The 16004-nt window shown below is 72.4% G+C and carries 18 protein-coding genes; 12 read left to right on the forward strand and 6 right to left on the reverse strand.

Annotated elements, in window-relative coordinates; all coding sequences use genetic code 11:
- Positions 1-123: 123 nt before the first annotated feature.
- The 3 genes from AC0VXQ_RS00310 to AC0VXQ_RS00320 all read left to right on the forward strand — a co-directional run bounded on the left by AC0VXQ_RS00310 (position 124) and on the right by AC0VXQ_RS00320 (position 4362).
- Positions 124-1494 (forward strand): bifunctional glycosyltransferase family 2/GtrA family protein, encoded by a 1371-nt coding sequence (locus AC0VXQ_RS00310; RefSeq protein ID WP_064725753.1) that lies wholly within the window; start codon positions 124-126, stop codon positions 1492-1494.
- A gap of 48 nt (positions 1495-1542) precedes the next feature.
- Positions 1543-3690 carry a glycosyltransferase family 39 protein gene (locus AC0VXQ_RS00315; RefSeq protein WP_196826271.1) on the forward strand — a complete coding sequence of 716 codons (2148 nt, stop codon included), beginning with the start codon at positions 1543-1545 and terminating at the stop codon, positions 3688-3690.
- Positions 3691-3882: 192 nt separating this feature from the next.
- On the forward strand, positions 3883-4362 hold the full coding sequence (locus AC0VXQ_RS00320) for a pyridoxamine 5'-phosphate oxidase family protein (RefSeq protein ID WP_058731715.1): 480 nt from the start codon (positions 3883-3885) through the stop codon (positions 4360-4362).
- Between the two features lie 90 nt (positions 4363-4452).
- Here the strand turns inward: AC0VXQ_RS00320 and AC0VXQ_RS00325 are convergent, their stop codons facing one another.
- Genes AC0VXQ_RS00325 through AC0VXQ_RS00335 form a run of 3 tightly spaced genes read right to left on the reverse strand, consistent with a single transcriptional unit; the run spans position 4453 to position 6030 of the window.
- Positions 4453-4800: a hypothetical protein gene (locus AC0VXQ_RS00325; protein ID WP_058731714.1), complete on the reverse strand. Its 348-nt coding sequence runs from the start codon at positions 4798-4800 to the stop codon at positions 4453-4455.
- On the reverse strand, positions 4787-5446 hold the full coding sequence (locus AC0VXQ_RS00330) for a hypothetical protein (RefSeq protein WP_196826272.1): 660 nt from the start codon (positions 5444-5446) through the stop codon (positions 4787-4789). The genes AC0VXQ_RS00325 and AC0VXQ_RS00330 overlap by 14 nt, the downstream gene beginning before the upstream one ends.
- Positions 5443-6030, reverse strand: coding sequence for an RNA polymerase sigma factor (locus AC0VXQ_RS00335; protein ID WP_061225115.1), 588 nt, complete (start codon positions 6028-6030; stop codon positions 5443-5445). The genes AC0VXQ_RS00330 and AC0VXQ_RS00335 overlap by 4 nt, the downstream gene beginning before the upstream one ends.
- A 328-nt stretch (positions 6031-6358) precedes the next feature.
- Between AC0VXQ_RS00335 and AC0VXQ_RS00340 the strand changes: the two genes are divergently transcribed.
- The 5 genes from AC0VXQ_RS00340 to AC0VXQ_RS00360 all read left to right on the forward strand — a co-directional run bounded on the left by AC0VXQ_RS00340 (position 6359) and on the right by AC0VXQ_RS00360 (position 8738).
- The gene (locus tag AC0VXQ_RS00340; RefSeq protein ID WP_058731711.1) at positions 6359-6844 is read left to right on the forward strand and encodes an Asp23/Gls24 family envelope stress response protein; all 486 of its coding nucleotides are present in this window, start codon (positions 6359-6361) and stop codon (positions 6842-6844) included.
- A 141-nt stretch (positions 6845-6985) separates the two neighbouring features.
- The gene (locus AC0VXQ_RS00345; protein WP_058731710.1) at positions 6986-7168 is read left to right on the forward strand and encodes a hypothetical protein; all 183 of its coding nucleotides are present in this window, start codon (positions 6986-6988) and stop codon (positions 7166-7168) included.
- 3 nt (positions 7169-7171) lie between these two features.
- Positions 7172-7582 carry an Asp23/Gls24 family envelope stress response protein gene (locus tag AC0VXQ_RS00350; protein WP_196826273.1) on the forward strand — a complete coding sequence of 137 codons (411 nt, stop codon included), beginning with the start codon at positions 7172-7174 and terminating at the stop codon, positions 7580-7582.
- 5 nt (positions 7583-7587) lie between these two features.
- On the forward strand, positions 7588-8142 hold the full coding sequence (locus tag AC0VXQ_RS00355) for a DUF6286 domain-containing protein (protein WP_058731709.1): 555 nt from the start codon (positions 7588-7590) through the stop codon (positions 8140-8142).
- A complete protein-coding gene (locus AC0VXQ_RS00360) occupies positions 8139-8738 on the forward strand; it encodes an Asp23/Gls24 family envelope stress response protein (RefSeq protein WP_058731708.1) in 600 nt (199 codons plus the stop codon). Before AC0VXQ_RS00355 ends, AC0VXQ_RS00360 begins: the two co-directional genes overlap by 4 nt.
- A 209-nt stretch (positions 8739-8947) precedes the next feature.
- Here AC0VXQ_RS00360 and AC0VXQ_RS00365 read toward each other — a convergent pair whose 3' ends face one another.
- The 3 genes from AC0VXQ_RS00365 to AC0VXQ_RS00375 all read right to left on the reverse strand — a co-directional run bounded on the left by AC0VXQ_RS00365 (position 8948) and on the right by AC0VXQ_RS00375 (position 12096).
- The gene (locus tag AC0VXQ_RS00365) at positions 8948-9574 is read right to left on the reverse strand and encodes a hypothetical protein (protein ID WP_100463510.1); all 627 of its coding nucleotides are present in this window, start codon (positions 9572-9574) and stop codon (positions 8948-8950) included.
- Positions 9575-9677: 103 nt separating this feature from the next.
- Positions 9678-10994: an MFS transporter gene (locus AC0VXQ_RS00370; RefSeq protein WP_100463511.1), complete on the reverse strand. Its 1317-nt coding sequence runs from the start codon at positions 10992-10994 to the stop codon at positions 9678-9680.
- Between the two features lie 7 nt (positions 10995-11001).
- Positions 11002-12096 carry an aldo/keto reductase gene (locus AC0VXQ_RS00375; protein ID WP_129358055.1) on the reverse strand — a complete coding sequence of 365 codons (1095 nt, stop codon included), beginning with the start codon at positions 12094-12096 and terminating at the stop codon, positions 11002-11004.
- Between the two features lie 179 nt (positions 12097-12275).
- Between AC0VXQ_RS00375 and AC0VXQ_RS00380 the strand changes: the two genes are divergently transcribed.
- The 4 genes from AC0VXQ_RS00380 to AC0VXQ_RS00395 all read left to right on the forward strand — a co-directional run bounded on the left by AC0VXQ_RS00380 (position 12276) and on the right by AC0VXQ_RS00395 (position 15950).
- Positions 12276-12713, forward strand: a complete 438-nt coding sequence (locus tag AC0VXQ_RS00380; protein WP_064725748.1) for a fluoride efflux transporter FluC — start codon at positions 12276-12278, stop codon at positions 12711-12713.
- Positions 12710-13114: a fluoride efflux transporter FluC gene (locus AC0VXQ_RS00385; RefSeq protein WP_058731457.1), complete on the forward strand. Its 405-nt coding sequence runs from the start codon at positions 12710-12712 to the stop codon at positions 13112-13114. Before AC0VXQ_RS00380 ends, AC0VXQ_RS00385 begins: the two co-directional genes overlap by 4 nt.
- 160 nt (positions 13115-13274) lie before the next feature.
- Positions 13275-14396: an alpha/beta hydrolase gene (locus tag AC0VXQ_RS00390; protein WP_475528702.1), complete on the forward strand. Its 1122-nt coding sequence runs from the start codon at positions 13275-13277 to the stop codon at positions 14394-14396.
- A gap of 165 nt (positions 14397-14561) precedes the next feature.
- Positions 14562-15950 (forward strand): MFS transporter, encoded by a 1389-nt coding sequence (locus AC0VXQ_RS00395; RefSeq protein WP_475528704.1) that lies wholly within the window; start codon positions 14562-14564, stop codon positions 15948-15950.
- Positions 15951-16004: the final 54 nt, after the last annotated feature.

A 16004-nucleotide genomic window follows, 5' to 3' on the forward strand; every position in this document is an offset into this window, starting at 1 on the left:
GTCTCGCCTGACCAGGCCACCCGCTGCTGCCCCAGCCCCCATCCCGCCCCGCCCCTCCGCAGTCACAGCAACGGCACAGCAGCGCCACACAGGCGGCACACACCGGGCCTCGACGCTGGTCCCATGACCACCACAGCCCCCACCCCCCAGTCCCTGACCTCCCGCACCGCGGCCGCCGCCCGCGTCGTCGACATCGGCCGGGACCCCGTGGACACCCGCGGACCGCAGCCCGTGCTGGACGTGACCATCCCCGTGTACAACGAGCAGACCGACATCGAGGCCTGCGTGGGCCGGCTCAACGCCTACCTCGCCGAGCACTTCCCCTACACGTACTCCATCACCGTCGCGGACAACGCCTCCACGGACGAGACCCTCGTGATCGCCGAGCGCCTCTCCCGCGAGCTGCCCGCGGTGCGCACCGTGCACCTGGACCAGAAGGGCCGGGGCCGGGCGCTGCGCGAGGTGTGGACCCACCCGGCCGCCGCCGTGCTGGTGTACATGGACGTGGACCTGTCCACGGACCTCGCCGCCCTGCAGCCGCTGGTCGCCCCGCTGATCACCGGGCACTCGGACCTGGCCATCGGCACCCGCCTGAACCGCAGCTCCCGGGTGGTCCGGGGGGCCAAGCGCGAGTTCATCTCCCGCTGCTACAACCTCATGCTGCGCACCTTCATGGGCGCCCATTTCTCCGACGCCCAGTGCGGCTTCAAGGCCATCCGCGCCGACGTCGCCCAGAAGCTGCTGCCCTACACCGAGGACGCCGCCTGGTTCTTCGACACCGAGATGCTGGTGCTCGCCGAGAAGGTCGGCCTGCGCGTGGCCGAGGTCCCCGTCGACTGGACCGATGACCCCCACTCCAGCGTGGACGTGGTCAAGACCGCCACGGACGACATCAAGGGCATGATCCGGCTGTCCAAGGAGATGGCCACCGGCCGGATCCCGGTCAGCGCCCTGCGCGCGGAACTCGGCCGCGGAGCGATCGCCGGGCAGTCCAACGCCCTGTTCTCCCAGGCCGTGCGCTTCTGCGTCGTCGGCGTCGGCTCCACCCTCGCCTACCTGCTGATCTTCGTGCTGTGCCGGATGACGATGAGCGCGCAGTGGGCCAACTTCCTGGCCCTGATCATCACGGCCGTGGCCAACACCGCCGTGAACCGCTTCTTCACCTTCGGGGTCACCGGCCGCGCCGGAGCGGCCAAGCACCAGCTGCAGGGCCTGATCGTGTTCTTCCTCGGCTGGGGCCTGACCGCCGGGGCCCTGGCGGGCCTGGACGCGCTGGGCGGGAACCACCCCGTGCTGGAGGTGATCGCCGTCGTCCTGGCCAACCTCGCCGCGACCGTCCTGAAGTTCCTCCTGTTCCGCTGGTGGGTCTTCCGCCCCCGCGAGGACGCCGCAGCCGAATCCGCAGCCGACGCCGCCGAGGCGCGCCTCGCCGGCACTCCCGAGACGGTGCGACCGGCGGAGCCCGCCGAGGCCGACGCCGCCCGCGCCGCCTGAACCCACCCCTGACCCCCTCCCCAACCCCTTGATCCTTTGAGGAGCACCATGCTGACCCAGAGAACCCCCGGCCGCTTCCGGCGGCTGATCGCCGGGACACCCGGCGAACCGCGATGGCTGAACCCCGCCGTCGCCCTGATGATGCTCGGCACCGCCGTGCTGTACCTGTGGAACCTGACCATCTCCGGCTGGGGCAACAGCTTCTACGCCGCCGCCGTGCGTGCCGGATCGAAATCCTGGACGGCGATGCTGTTCGGCTCCCTGGACGCCAACAACGGCATCACCGTGGACAAGCCGCCGGCCGCCTACTGGATCCCGGCGCTGTTCGCCCGCCTCTTCGGCTTCAGCTCCCTGACGGTGCTGCTGCCGCAGGCGCTCATGGGCATCGCCGCCGTGTGGGTGCTGTACCTGGCGGTCAAGCGCACCAGCGGCAAGATCGCCGGGCTGATCGCCGGAACCCTGATGGCCCTGATCCCGGTGGCCGTGATGATGTTCCGGTTCAACAACCCGGACGCGATGCTCACCCTGTGCCTGACCCTCGGCGCGTACTTCACCATCCGCGCGATCCAATCCGACCCGGCCCGGCGCTTCGCCTCCACCGGGTGGCTGTTCGGCGCGGGACTCATCCTGGGTCTGGCCTTCCTGGTCAAGATGCTCCAGGGCTTCCTCATCCTGCCCGCCCTGGCCCTGGCCGTGCTGGTGGCCGCCCGCGGCGGATGGGTGCGCAGGATCCGCGATCTCGCGGTGGCCGCGGTGGGCGTGTGCCTGCCGGTGCTGGCCTACGCGGCGGTGTTCTACGCCTGGCCGGCCGATTCCCGCCCGTACATGGCCGGCACCGAGAACAACTCCTTCTGGGAGCTGGTCTTCGGGTACAACGGCCTCGGCCGGATCTTCGGCGGCTCCGGCAACGGCGGCGGAGGGGGCGGCGGTGGCGGCTCCATGTTCGGCGGCTCCACCGGCGTGCTGCGGATGTTCAACTCCGGCTTCGGCCCGGAGATCTCCTGGCTGCTGCCCGCCGCCGCGGTGCTGCTCGTGGCCGGCCTCTGGTTCACCCGCCGCGCCCCGCGCACGGACGGCACCCGCGCGGCCCTGCTGGTCTGGGGCGGCTGGCTGGTGATCACCGCCGGGATCTTCTCCTTCATGCAGGGCACCATCCACCCCTACTACGTGGTGGCCCTGGCCCCGGCCGTCGCCGCCCTGGTGGCCATCGGCGGCGTCGAGCTGTGGCGAGGACGCGAGTACGCCCCGGCCCGCTGGACGCTGGCCGGAACCCTCCTGATCACGGTGATCTGGAACTTCGCCCTGCTGCGCAGCGCCGGGGCGGACTGGCTGCCGTGGCTGCGCTGGGTCATCCTGATCGGCGGGTCCCTCACCGCGGTCGCGATCGCGGCCGGTGTGCACCGGCTGCGCCCGGGCGGCTTCCGCCGGATGGGTACGGTGCTGGCCCTGGCCGCGCTGATCTTCGGCGGCCTCGGCACGGCCTCCTGGGGTGTCGCCACCGCGGGCCAGGCTCACACCGGCTCCACCCCGTCCTCCGGGCCGGCCGTGGCCGGTGCCTCCGGGATGGGCGGACCCGGCGGCGGCACGGGTGGTGCCCCCGGCGGCGGGACCGCGGGGCAGACCGACGGCGCCCAGACGGATGGCACCCAGACGGACGGAACCCAGGGTGGCACCGGTCAGACCGGTACCGCGCCCGGGGGTGCCGCCCAGAACGGCACCTCCCAGGACGGAACCGGTCAGAGCGGCGCGGGCCAGACCGGGACCGACTCCGCGCAGACCGACGGGTCCGCGTCCGGAACCTCCGACGGCACCCAGACCGACGGGGCCCAGGGCGGCATGGGCGGCGGCATGGGCGAGTCCAACGCCGAGCTGACCGAGCTGCTGGAGAACGCCGGCACCGAGTACTCCGCGGCCACCATGGGCGCGACCGGGGCGGCGAACTACATGCTCGCGTCGGACACCGAGGTCCTGGACATCGGCGGCTGGAACGGCTCGGACCCGTACCCCACGCTGGACGAGTTCAAGCAGATGGTCTCCGAAGGGAAGATCCACTACTTCATCGCCGGCGGCATGGGCGGCGGCGGGATGGGTGACTCCAGCTCCTCCGCCATCCAGCAGTGGGTCCAGGAGCACTTCACCGCGACGACGGTGGGAGGCACCACGGTCTACGACCTGACCTCCTCGTCCTCCTCCTGACCCTGCGCACCCCGTAAGAGGGACCCGACGCCGCCGCCCATGCTGTTGGGTGGCGGCGTCGGCTCCGTCCGCCGTGCGCGCAACCGGCCCCGCACCCTGGCCAACGGGAGCGGGGCGGCGGAGCATGGGAGGCGGAACCACCCGCCGTACGAGCCCCGGGCTCGGCGGCACCCCAACCCCAGGAGGAGAACCATGGCCGAGGAACTGACCCGCGCGGACATCGTCGAGATCATGCGCGGCGAGCGCTTCGTGATGATGACGTCCGTCGCCGCCGACGGCACCCTGCAGTCCTACCCGATGACCCCGCAGGAGGTCACCGAGGAGGCCGTGGTGCGCTTCTTCATCGGGCTGCAGGGGGATCAGGCGGAGAACCTGCGGAAGAACGGCCAGGTCAACCTCGCCTTCGCCGAGGCCGGATCCTGGCTGTCCGTGTCCGGGACCGTGGAGTTCGAGGAGGACCGGGCCACGATCGATCGGCTGTGGAACGACGCCGCCGGCGCCTGGTTCGAGCACGGCAAGGAGGATCCGAACCTCGGGGTGCTGCGCTTCGAGGGGGAGTCCGCCCAGTTCTGGGGTCAGCCCGGTGGGCGCGCGAAGGCCCTCGGCGCGATCCTCAAGGCCAAGGTCACCGGGCAGCGCCCGCAGGGCTCCTCGGAGACCGTCGAGCTCTGAGGACCGACGGGCCTCGGTGATCCCGGGGCCCAGCAGAGCGTCGAGCCTGCGCCGCGGTGAATCTGCGGCGCAGGCTCGCGCTGTCTCGGGCTATTCCGTGCCGAGGATCGTGAGATCCAGCAGGGCCGGTGCCCGACCCGTCTGCTCGAGCACCGCCGCCTCCACCGCGTCGCGCAGACGACGGTGGATCTCCAGGAGGGAACGCTCCCGCCGGACCGTGATCTCCGCGTAGACGCGCACCCCGGCGTCGGTCTCGGAGACCCGCAGCCCGTCCACCCGCTCGCGGGCCTGCCCGCGGCGCAGGCTGGTGACGAACTGGGCCAGGGTCGGCTCCCGGCGCACGACGTCGGGGTCGGCGTCGAGGACCTCGGCGATCCGGTGGATGAGGCTGGTGGGCGCCTGCCCCTGGGGGGCGGCGGCCGTGCTAGACGCGATCATTGATGTCCTCGATCTCCAGGTTCACCGTCTGGGCTGTCAGTCCCAGCTCATCGCGCAGATCCTCCACGATGGCGGTGCGCAGGTTCCGGTCATAGCTGGTGTAGACGCTCTCCGGGGAGATGTTCATGCTCACCCGCAGGTGCAGGGGCCGCTCCCCGTCCGGCAGGGTCTGCTCGGTGCTGACCCGGCAGCGCCGGGCGGTGAGACCCGGGAAGGAGTCCACGGTGCGACGCACCCGCGCGGCCACCGCGGCCTGGCTGACGAACAGCTCCGAGGAGTCGGTGCGGAACGCCAGGACGGGGTGGGACCGGCGCACGTGCATCCGGGCGAAGCCCATCACCCGCGAGCGGATCGAGGGGGCCGGTGCCAGCTCCTGCTCCTCGGCCCGGGCCGCATCGGTCAGGGCCGCGAGGGACTGCAGGCTGTGCCGGGCCTGGGTGCAGTACTCGCAGCTGCGCTGGTGCTCATTGGGCGGGCCGTCCAGGGTGGCCCAGATCGAATCGATGGGGCGCCCGCAGCCCAGCAGCTCCTCACCCTCGTCGGGCGCGGCGGGGTCCGAGGGGCCGACGCCATGTGGTTCCGGGGCGGCGGGGCCCGTGCCGGACCGCTGCCGTTCGGGGTCGACGTCCTGGTGCTGGCTGCTCATCGCCACGCCTCCATTCCTTGCGCCAGATTCTTCCGGGTGCGGGCCAACCGGCCCCGGACCACGGTTTCGCTGACTCCGAGCGTCTCTGCCAGTTGATTGTAGGAGTACCCGTGCAGCTCCCGGAGGATCCACACCAGCCGCTGATCCTCGGGGAGGGTCTGCAGCAGCCGGTTCAGCTGATCCATCCCGGCCCGGCTCTCCGCCCGGCGGTGCGGGTCCTCCCCGGCCGCCGCCGAGGGGATGCGCTCCAGGGTCTCGTCCTCCACCGCCTGGGTGCCGCGGCGGGAGTCGCTGCGGATCGCATCCTTGCAGCGGTTGGCCCCGATGCGCAGCAGCCAGGTGGGGAAGGTGACCGGCTCCCGGAGGGTCTCCAGCTTCTGCCACGCGTAGATCAGGGTCTCCTGGGTGACGTCCTCCGCTTCGGATCGGTCCCCGAGCATGCGGTAGGCCATGCGGAACAGGGAGGTCTCGTAGCGGATGACCAGGGGCTCGAAGGCCTCCAGGTCTCCGTCCTGGGCGCGCTCCACGACCGTTGCGAGGTCCATGTCCTCGAGGTCGGGCCCTGCGGGCTCGTGCCGGACCATGCCGTGGTTCCCCTCCGTTCGTCGGTGGTCGCTGCTGCTCGGTGGCCGTGTCCGGGGATTCCGCGGGGTCGCGGGCCGGGCGGCTGCCCTCCCCAGGGTACGTGACGCATCTGACGTCGCCCCTCGGGGTTCTCCCCCGGCGTACTCCGCACAATCCCGGTCCGACTGGGGACGATGCGGTCCTCCGGGCTCCCGCGGGGAGGCCCGCGGGCACCCCTCCGGGAAGCCGCCGGAAAAAAATCTCGAGAACCTGCGTGAGGATTCCGCACGGGCGGCGTCTGTACTGGTGACCGTCGCCGATGGCGGTCATGAGGAAGGAGTCATCGACATGGCCAACACCAACGACATCAAGTCCACCACCTCCTCTGCTCAGCAGAACGGGCAGCGCTCCGAGGACAAGGGGGCCAACAACAGCCCGCTGCAGACCTCGCAGGGCACCACGACCATCAACGACACCGTGGTCGCCAAGCTGGCCGGCATCGCCGCCCGCGAGGTCGGTGGGGTGTACAAGATGGGCAACGCCGCCCGTCGCGCCTTCGACGCCGTCTCCGAGCGGATCCCCGGCGCCCAGACCTCCGTCTCCGGCGGCGTGTCCGTGGAGAAGGGCGAGCGTCAGGCCGCGGTGGACCTGTCCATCATCATCGAGTTCGGCGCCTCCGTCGTGGACGTCGCCCGCTCCATCCGCCGCAACGTCATCTCCACCGTGGAGCAGGCCACCGGCCTGGAGGTCGTCGAGGTCAACATCAACGTGACCGACGTGCACCTGCCCGAGGAGAACGACGACAACGAGGACGAGGGCAAGCAGCTCCAGTAGTCCTCCCCGCCACCCCAGCGGGGGCGGCATCCCCACCGGCCGCGCCGACGCGCCGCGAACCACCCGCACAGCTCCGATCCGTCGGACCTTCGCGGGGCGCGGCGGCGCGGCCCTCTGGACACTCATCTCTAAGGATTCATCATGAACACCACTCGTTTCGGTCTGCTCGTGGGCCTGGTCCTCGGCATCGTCGCCGCCTTCGGGACCTTCTCCATGTTCCTGATCGTGGTGCTCTTCGGCGCGATCGGCCTGGTGGTCGGTCTGGTGCTCGAAGGCCGCCTGGACCTGCGCTCCCTGATGGGCAAGTCCTCCGACCGGAGGTGACCCATGGCTGAGACCACCACCGCGGGCCGCCGCGCCGCCGACGCGCAGGCCCCAGCGCCCGACGAGCGGGGACGCACCGTCCTCGCCGAGCGCGTGATCGAGAAGATCGCCGGGCAGATCGCCTCCGAGCAGCCCCACATCGGGGGCACCTCGGGTGGGGTCCTGGGCATCGGCAAGCAGGAGAGCCTCTCCGCCCGCCCCTCCGTCAAGGTGGAGCTGACCGGGCGGATCGCGACCCTGGCCCTGGAGGTCGGCGTGCGCTACCCCGCACCCATCCGCCAGGTCACCGAGGACCTGCGCGAGACCCTGCGCCGGCGCGTCAGCGAGGCCACCGGCGTGCAGATCCGCCAGGTCGACATCCGCGTGGGCTACCTGCAGCCGCGCACCGAACAGGGAAGGAGGGAGCTGCTGTGAAGGGAATGCGCCAACGTCCCACCCGGCTGACCCCCGTCATCGTCACCTGCGTGGTGCTGCTCGCCCTCGGCGCGCTGCTGATCTGGCTGTCCGTGGACCAGCTGAGCTCCGGACGCTGGATGCCGCAGGTCGACGACGCCGTGGACGGCGCCTCCGGGCTGGCCTGGGATTCCCCGGTCGGCTGGACCGTCGCCGTGATCCTGGTGCTGCTGGGTCTGGTGCTGCTGATCGGGGCGATCGTGCCCGGTCGCCACCACGCCGCCCGGCTGAGCCTGCCCGTGGCGGAATCGGTCGCCGTGGACGGGAGCACCGAGGCCGTGATCACCAACAAGTCCCTGGCGGGGCTGGCCTCCGCCGAGGCCTCGCTGGTGGACGGCGTCACCAAGGTCAGCTCCTCCGCGGATCCGCGCTCCGTGATCGTGCAGATCACCACCCCGCTGCGCGAGCACCGGGACATCGTGGAGGAGGTCCGCGGCAGCGTCCAGCGTCGGCTGTCCGAGGCCGGGGTGACCCCCGTGCCGAAGGTCCGCGTGCGGGCCGTGACGAAGGAGATGTCATGAGGAAGAGAGCAGGCGCGCTGAACCGCGCGTGGCTGGCCGTGATCGGCCTCGTCCTGCTGCTGGCCGGGGCCTTCTGGATCCTGACCGCCGCCGGTCTCGTCTCCTCCTGGGGACTGAACGGCTTCGACGCCGGATCCCAGCCCCTGCAGGGGGCCTCGGACGTGCTGGGGCAGCAGTGGCTGCCCGGCGCGGCCCTGGCCGCGGGGATCGTGCTGGTGCTGCTGGCCGTGTGGTGGCTGGCCGCCCAGACCCCCCGCAAGCAGGAGGCCTCCCCACTGCAGCTGCACCGGGACGCCCGCCAGGGCACCACCGTGATGCCGGCGTCGGCCGTCACGGATGCCCTGGAGCAGCGGGTCGAGGACCTGGAGCATGTGACCCGGGCCAAGGCCGTGCTGCGCGGCACGGCCCGCGCCCCCGAGCTGGCCTTGGACGTCACCGCCAATGAGCGGGTGGACGTGCAGGAGCTGTTGGGCGCCATCCAGCAGGAGATCCTGCCGGAGGCCGCCCAGGCGCTGGAGCAGCGCTTCACGAATCTCGGCGTGCAGGTGTCGGTCTCCCGGGAGACGGCCAAGCGCCATCAGGTCGTGGTCGCCTAGCCGGCGCACCCGGATCCGGGTGCCGTCAGCTGGGGATCCGCCCGGCAGGGCGGAGCCGACCATGGGGCCGACCATAGGGGGTGGTCGACCGCGGCGGTGCCGCGGGCCTTCGGAGGAGGGTCCGCACCGCCACGGAGGGGCCGTTCCCGCGTCGTCATCGACGGCGTGGGAACGGCCCCTCCTTTTTCTCTGCGCGCAAGCCCGCGGTCTCAGCCGCCCGCGGGCAGGCGCACCGTGCTGGTCAGGGCCGTCAGGCACGGGGTGCGCGGGGTGGAGCCGAAGCCGAACTGCGGGGCCGGGTCCACCGGCGCCAGGGGTCCGGCGTCGCGCCCGCGCCACCGGACCCGGGAGTCGGCGATCCGGTGCAGGTCCGCGGCCGCGTACCACTCGGTGCGCCCGTTCCCGGCGGTGCCCAGGGTGCGCACCCCGGGCAGGAGCCGGCGGGCGACGGCGTCGGTGATCCCGGCGAAGCTGCGGGAGCGGCCCACCGGCCCCGGCACGGCGCGCAGCAGCAGCCCCAGGGGGTCCCGGGCCCCGACGGCGAAGTTCCACTCCAGGGGCCCGGCCGAAACCTCCCACCGGGAGGCCCGCCCCGTCCCGGTGCGCGCCAGGCGCACGGGCAGGACGCGGGCGTCGTCGAAGGTGTAGGTGGCGCTCACGAAGTCCCGGACCCACGGGTCCGGGGCCAGCAGCTGGCGGGTGCCGTCCGGGTGGGCGAGCATGACGTCGGCGAAGGGTCCGTGGGGCGTGGTGTGCCAGGCTCCCAGGACCAGGCGCAGCCCCGAGGCGGTGCCGACCCCGGCTATGTGGCCGGTGAAGCGCTGATCGCGGTGCATGGAGCCCATCCTGTCACCATCGATGTGGAAGCCGGCACCGAGTGAGCACGGGGCCGACCCGGTGCCGGTTCAGCGGCGGGTCGGCTCCCGGGTCGGCGTCGGCTCAGCGCCGCGGCCCGGGCAGGCCGGTGCGCCGCCCGGTGGCCGCCGTCCACACGGCCCCGCCCAGGGTCACCGCGCCCGCGCAGATCAGGGCCGCCGGCAGGCTGGCGATGCTCAGCAGCGCGGAGACCAGGGCGGGTCCGCCCAGCTGCCCGGCATTGGTGAACACCGCCCACACCCCGAGGAACCGGGCCCGGCCGACCGCGGGGCTCAGGTCCGCCCCGATCGTCATGTTCACCCCGGCGCCCAGGCCGTTGCCCACCGCCATCACGACGACGGCCGCGACCAGCCCCGCCACCGTGGGCACGGCGCCCATCAGCACGAAGCCCGCGCCGAACACGGCCAGGCACGCGGTGAGCACCGCGACCCGGCCCAGCCGGTCCTTCAGGTACCCGCCGGGGAACATCAGCACCAGCTCGATCGCCGCGCCCACCGCCACCAGCAGGGAGATCCCGGATTCGTGCAGCCCGATGGACGCGCCCCACAGCTGCACCATCAGCGGCTGCAGCACCCGGGCCACGGCCAGCACCAGGATCCCGATCCCGGCCAGCCAGACCGCGTGCCAGTCCACCGCCAGGGCCCGCAGGGACGGGCGCGGGCTCGCCGGTGCGGGCTCGGCCCGTTCGGCCAGATCCGCGGCCGCCTCGGCGGGTCCCTCGGGTTCGGCGGCCCCCGTGGCCGCCCCGATCTCCGGGACCGGCTCCTCCGTACCCGCGCGGGAGGAGCGGGCCGCGGCGTCGTCGAAGCCGCGGTTCAGGGCCGGGATGTTCAGGATGACCACGGCCAGCACCGCGCACAGGCAGGAGAACACGTACACGGACCACAGCGGCAGCCACACCAGCAGCGCCGCGCTGATCAGCGGGCCCAGCAGGTTGCCCACCCGCATGGTCCCGCCCAGGGCGGTCATGGCCTTGCCCAGGTGGGCCGGGGGCATGTGCTCGGCGACCACCGCCTGCCGGGCCAGGCGCCAGATGTCCTCCACGGGGGCGCGCAGCAGCAGCAGGACGATGTACAGGGTCAGGGCCAGCGGCTGGGCCAGGGGAGCGGCCAGCGCGAACACCGTCAGGGCGGTGACGACGACGGCCGCGACCGTGCCCAGGGTCATCGCCCGGCGGTCCCCGACCCGGTCGATGAGGATGCCCACCGGGACCGTGAAGATCAGGGAGACCGCGCCCATCAGGGTCACGGTGCCGCTGGCCAGGGCGTTGCCGGCCCCCAGCTGCAGCGCGGCCAGCACGTACACCGGGATCGTCGCCCCGATGCCGATGGAGAACAGCAGGGACGGGACGAGGACCGGCCAGAGGATCGGCTTCAGCACGGGCGGCTCAGTCGTCGTCGCCGGACGCGCCGTCCAATGCGCCGAAGACGTGCTCGCGCTGCTCCGCGAAGAACTCCGTCTCGGCCGGCTCCGGGCGGTCCTGGCCGTTCATCAGCCGGTGCCACAGCGGGTAGTAGGCCGGCAGCTGGGAGGCGCGGGTGATGCGATCGCGGGCCTCCTGCGGCAGGTGCAGTTCGGCGGCGTCCAGGTCCTGCTCCAGGTGCTCCTGGCGCCGGGCCGCGATCACCGTGCCGGCCACCCCGGGGCGACCCAGGATCCAGGAGATCACCACCTGCGGGATGCTCCACCCCAGCTCCTGGGCGATCTCGTCGAACAGCTCGATGAGGTCGTAGGCCCGGTCCCAGTCCGTCACGTGTGGCTCGGGCCAGCCGGTGCCCTGCCGGGTGTCCGACGGCGTCGGGCGCCCGCGGCGCACCTTCCCGTTGAGCAGTCCCTCCCCGAGCGGGGACCAGCCGAAGGTGGCGACCCCCAGGTCCCGGGCGGCCGGGATGATCTCGTACTCGATCTCCCGGGCCTCGGGGGTGTAGTAGACCTGCTGGGCGATCGGGGCGGGCAGACCGGCCATGCGGGCCTCGTACACGGTCTTCGCCAGCTGCCAGCCGCTGTAGTTGGACACCCCCCAGTAGCGGATCTTCCCGGCCCGGATCAGCTGTGCCATGGTCTCGATGGTCTCCCGGATGGGGGTCTGCCCGTCCCACTGGTGCAGGTACAGCAGGTCCAGGTGGTCCGTATCCAGGCGGCGCAGGGAGTCCTCGACGGCGCGGGTCAGGTGCAGCCGGGAGGCCCCGGAGTCGTTGGGTCCGTCCCCGACGGCGGTGCGGGCCTTGGAGGTCAGCACGATCTCCTCCCGGTGCCGGCCGAGGATCCGGCCCAGCACCTTCTCGGAGTCCCCGCCGTTGTAGATGTTCGCGGTGTCCACGAAGTTCACCCCGCGCTCCAGGGCGGTCTCCAGCTGGCGGGTCGCGGCGGCGTCGTCCAGCCCGGCAATCTCCTCCATGCCGCCGCCGGAGCCGAAGGGGATGGTGCCCAGGGCCAGGCGGGAGACGTACAGCCCGGAATCGCCGAGTCGGATGTGGTCCACGGTGGTGCTCCGTTCGCGAGGGGATGCGTAGTCCTCCCATTGTGCTCCCCGTTTCCGGGCTCCTCCGGCGCTCCCCGGCGCTCTCCTGCTCCGGGGGCGTCGGGGTCGGGGGAGGGACTACCGTGGAGACGGATCATCTCCGGATCCGCCGTCCATCCGTCCGACCTGAGGAGGCAGCCGTGCGCCCCCTGCATCTGAGGTTCCGCTACCTCGGCCTCGCGTTCCTCGGCGGCGCGCTGGGCACGGGGCTGCGGTACGGGCTGACGCTGCTGCTGCCCGGGGCCGGTCAGGGCCGCGGGGCGGTGCTGGTCGCCAACGTGCTCGGCGCCTTCCTGCTGGGCCTGCTGCTGGAGGGTCTGGCGATGCGCGGCCCGGACCAGGGCATCCGGCGCACCGGGCGCATCCTCGTGGGCACGGGCCTGCTCGGCGGGTTCACCACCTACTCCACGCTGTCCGAGACCACCGTCCAGCTGCTGGGGGAGCGGGGCCTCGGGGTGGGGCTGGCCTACCCGGCGGCCACCCTGGTGCTGGGGCTGGCGGCGGCCTTCCTCGGCGTCGCGCTGGGGCACCGGCTGGTGGCCCCGGCCTCCCCGGAGCGGGAGGTGCAGGACGCATGAGCCTCGTCCTGTTCCTGGGCGTGTGCCTGGCCGGAGGGCTGGGTGCCGCCGTGCGGATGCTGCTGGACGGGCTGCTGAAGTCCGCCGTCGCGGCAGGTTCGGCGCCGCTGCGCGGGTGGGCGGCGTTCCCGTGGGCCACCGGCGTCATCAACGTCACCGGCTCCTTCCTGCTGGGCCTGGTCACCGGTCTGGCCCTGGGTGGGCTGGTGTCCCCGGTGTGGCAGGCGGTGCTGGGCACGGGCTTCCTCGGCGGGTACACCACCTTCTCGACGGCGATGGTCGAGACGGTGCGGCTGGTGCAGGAGCGCCGGTGGGGGCTGGCCGCGGCGAACCTGCTCGGGGTCATCGGCCTCGGGACGCTCGCGGCCTGGGGCGGGATGCTGCTGGGGCTGCACCTGTAGCTCCCGACCCCTGTCGGCCGTCGGCCCGGCACCCTATTCTGAGGCTATGCGAATCTTGTCGCGACGGGGACGCGAGGTCGCTGTCGATCCGGCGGGGCCGCGACGCCGGTCCCCGGGCGCATCGGCCCGCCGCGGTCGACTGCGTCGGGTCCTCGGCGCGGTGCTCTGCGCGCTCGCGGGCATCCCCGCCGCCCTCGCCATCGTCCCGGCGGCGGAGCAGGTGCCCTTCGCCCTCTCCGTCCTGCTGCCCACCCTGGCACCCTTCCTCGCGCCGGCCGCGCTGCTCGGGGCGGGGCTCGTGCTCTCCGGGATGCCGGCACGCCGCCGCGTGCGGGTCGCGTCCCGGATCCGCGATCTGAGCACCCTGGCCCTGGCGGTGCTGGGCGCGGTGGTTCCCGGGGCCGCCTACGGCGCCGTCGTTGTGACCGCTGAGCGCGCCGGGGCTCCCGTGGACCTGGTCCGCACGCTCGCCCCGGGGTCCATGACCGCGCCCCCGGATCGCACGATCCCCGCTCAGGATGAGGTCCACGGTCGGCTGCAGATCTGGACGCCGCCCGGCGGGGCCCAGCACGCCCCGATCCTGTTCGATGTGCACGGCGGCGGCTGGACCACCGACGCGCAGATGCAGGCCACGCTGCGGGATCTGGCCCAGCGCGGCTGGCTCGTGGTGCGCCCGGAGTACCCGCTGGCCTCCCCGGGGCACCCGACCTGGCAGGAGGCGCCGCGCTCCCTGGCCCGCTCCTACGCCTGGGTGGCCCGCCACGCGGGCACGCTGGGCGGGGATCCCCGGCGGATCTCGGTGTTCGGCGACTCGGCCGGCGGGGACCTGGCGGTGAATCTGGCGGATCGGATCGCGGCGGGGACCCTCGATGGGATCGACGACGCCGCCGCCCTGCCGGTGCCGCGCGCCGTCGTCGCCCTGTATCCCACGGTGGACGTGGCCGCGGTGCAGCGGGTCCGGGCCCTGGGGGCCGGGAAGGCCGCGGAGGAGTTCGTCGGCGGCACCCCCGCGGAGCCTCCCGAGCGCTACCAGACCCTGGATGCGCGCACCTGGGCGACGCGCGGTGACCCGCCGACGCTGATCATCCGCGGCGGAGCGGACACGTTCGTGCCCCCGGATTCGGTGCGGGACTTCGTCGCCGCGGCCCGCGCCCGGGGAGCCGCGGTCACGGATCTGCGGGTCCCGCTGGCCAATCACGCCTTCGACGCTCAGGCGCGCAAGTCCGCGGGCTACCAGCTGGTCACAGGAGCCGCCGAATGCTTCCTCTCCGAGCACGGCTGAGGTGCCTTCCCCCGCGGTCGCCGAGCCGTCACCCGCGGGGGCTCTGAGGGGCTCAGACGCCACGCCGGTGACGGCTCGGCGCGGGGTCAGTCGGCGTCGGTGACGTGGATTACTCTGAGGGAAGTATTCTGAGGCGAATATCTCTCATCGGATCGAGGAGCTGCCATGTCCCCCGTGGAACCTTCCCGCCGAACCCCCGAGGAGGCCCCAGTCGAGTCCGAGGCTCGACGGCATCCCGGACCGGGCTCCGCCGATCCCGGCGCGGGCTCCACCGCGAGCGTCGTGAAGTCCATCCTCGCCGCCTCCAGCGGCAACCTCGTGGAGTGGTTCGACTTCTACATCTACGCGTTCTTCAGCGTGTACTTCGCGCCGCTGTTCTTCACCGGCACGGGAGAGACCGGGGCCTTCGCGAAGTCCGCGGCCGTGTTCTTCGTCGGCTTCCTGATGCGCCCGATCGGCGGGTACGTGTTCGGGCGGGTCGCGGACCGATACGGCCGCAAGACCTCGATGCTCGCCTCGATCCTGCTGATGTGCGCCGGGTCGCTGTGTCTGGCCATGCTGCCGACGGCGCAGACCATCGGGGCGGCCGCGCCGTGGCTGCTGCTGCTCGTCCGCTGCGTGCAGGGCCTGTCCGTGGGCGGGGAGTACGGCTCCACCGCCACGTACATGTCCGAGGTCGCCACCGCCGGCAAGCGCGGGTTCTTCTCCTCCTTCCAGTACGTCACGCTGATCGGCGGACAGCTGCTGGCCAGCCTGCTCGCGGTGATCATGACCCACACCCTCGGTGATGACGCGATCACCGCCGGGTGGTGGCGCCTGCCCTTCGTGATCGGGGCGCTGGCCGCCGTCGTGTCCCTGTGGCTGCGCTCCGGGCTGGCGGAGACGACGACGTCCGAGGAGCGGCAGCGGCGCACCACCGGCCGGTTCCTGACCATCCTGCGGGACTACCCGCGGGCGTTCTGGGTGGTCCTGGGGATCACGAGCATCGGCTCGCTGACCTTCTACGTGTTCACCACGTACATGCAGAAGTATCTGATCAACACCGGCGGGTTCGCCAAGGGGGAGGTGGCCGATGCGATGACCGTGTGCCTGCTGCTGTATCTGCTGATGCAGCCGGCGGCCGGGTGGCTCTCGGATCGGATCGGGCGCAAGACCTCCATGCTGATCTACGTGCTCGGGATGATCGTGCTGGTGGTGCCGCTGCTGACGCTCATCGGACGGTCCTCCTCCCTGGTCACCGCCTCACTGCTGGTGCTCGTGGCGATGCTGTTCCTCAGCCTGTACACCTCGATCTCCGGGATCGTGAAGGCGGAGATGTTCCCCGCGCACGTGCGCGGGCTCGGGGTGGGCTTCACGTATGCGATCGGCAACTCTCTGTTCGGCGGGTCCGCAGAGTATGTGGCGCTGTTCCTGAAGGAGCAGGGTTTCGCGGGCGTCTTCCCGTGGTACGTGGTGGTCGTGGGGGGGCTGGGCCTGGTCGCGGTGCTGTTCATGCACGACAACCGGAGCCATTCGACCCTGGACCACCCGGAGTCCAGCGCCTACGGGCGGTAGGGAGCGTGCGGAATCGCCGAACCGTCACGCGCGGGGGTTCCGGGGCGCTCAGAT

The sequence above is a fragment of the Rothia sp. QJM3NY_36 genome (genome assembly GCF_056173115.1).

What these genes read in the sequence shown, in the direction of transcription:
- AC0VXQ_RS00310 (WP_064725753.1), top strand. Translation starts at nt 124, where the DNA reads ATGACCACCACAGCCCCCACCCCCCAGTCCCTGACCTCCCGCACCGCG.
- AC0VXQ_RS00315 (WP_196826271.1), top strand. Translation starts at nt 1,543, where the DNA reads ATGCTGACCCAGAGAACCCCCGGCCGCTTCCGGCGGCTGATCGCCGGG.
- AC0VXQ_RS00320 (WP_058731715.1), top strand. Translation starts at nt 3,883, where the DNA reads ATGGCCGAGGAACTGACCCGCGCGGACATCGTCGAGATCATGCGCGGC.
- AC0VXQ_RS00325 (WP_058731714.1), bottom strand. Translation starts at nt 4,800, where the DNA reads ATGATCGCGTCTAGCACGGCCGCCGCCCCCCAGGGGCAGGCGCCCACC.
- AC0VXQ_RS00330 (WP_196826272.1), bottom strand. Translation starts at nt 5,446, where the DNA reads ATGAGCAGCCAGCACCAGGACGTCGACCCCGAACGGCAGCGGTCCGGC.
- AC0VXQ_RS00335 (WP_061225115.1), bottom strand. Translation starts at nt 6,030, where the DNA reads ATGGTCCGGCACGAGCCCGCAGGGCCCGACCTCGAGGACATGGACCTC.
- AC0VXQ_RS00340 (WP_058731711.1), top strand. Translation starts at nt 6,359, where the DNA reads ATGGCCAACACCAACGACATCAAGTCCACCACCTCCTCTGCTCAGCAG.
- AC0VXQ_RS00345 (WP_058731710.1), top strand. Translation starts at nt 6,986, where the DNA reads ATGAACACCACTCGTTTCGGTCTGCTCGTGGGCCTGGTCCTCGGCATC.
- AC0VXQ_RS00350 (WP_196826273.1), top strand. Translation starts at nt 7,172, where the DNA reads ATGGCTGAGACCACCACCGCGGGCCGCCGCGCCGCCGACGCGCAGGCC.
- AC0VXQ_RS00355 (WP_058731709.1), top strand. Translation starts at nt 7,588, where the DNA reads ATGCGCCAACGTCCCACCCGGCTGACCCCCGTCATCGTCACCTGCGTG.
- AC0VXQ_RS00360 (WP_058731708.1), top strand. Translation starts at nt 8,139, where the DNA reads ATGAGGAAGAGAGCAGGCGCGCTGAACCGCGCGTGGCTGGCCGTGATC.
- AC0VXQ_RS00365 (WP_100463510.1), bottom strand. Translation starts at nt 9,574, where the DNA reads ATGCACCGCGATCAGCGCTTCACCGGCCACATAGCCGGGGTCGGCACC.
- AC0VXQ_RS00385 (WP_058731457.1), top strand. Translation starts at nt 12,710, where the DNA reads ATGAGCCTCGTCCTGTTCCTGGGCGTGTGCCTGGCCGGAGGGCTGGGT.
- AC0VXQ_RS00395 (WP_475528704.1), top strand. Translation starts at nt 14,562, where the DNA reads ATGTCCCCCGTGGAACCTTCCCGCCGAACCCCCGAGGAGGCCCCAGTC.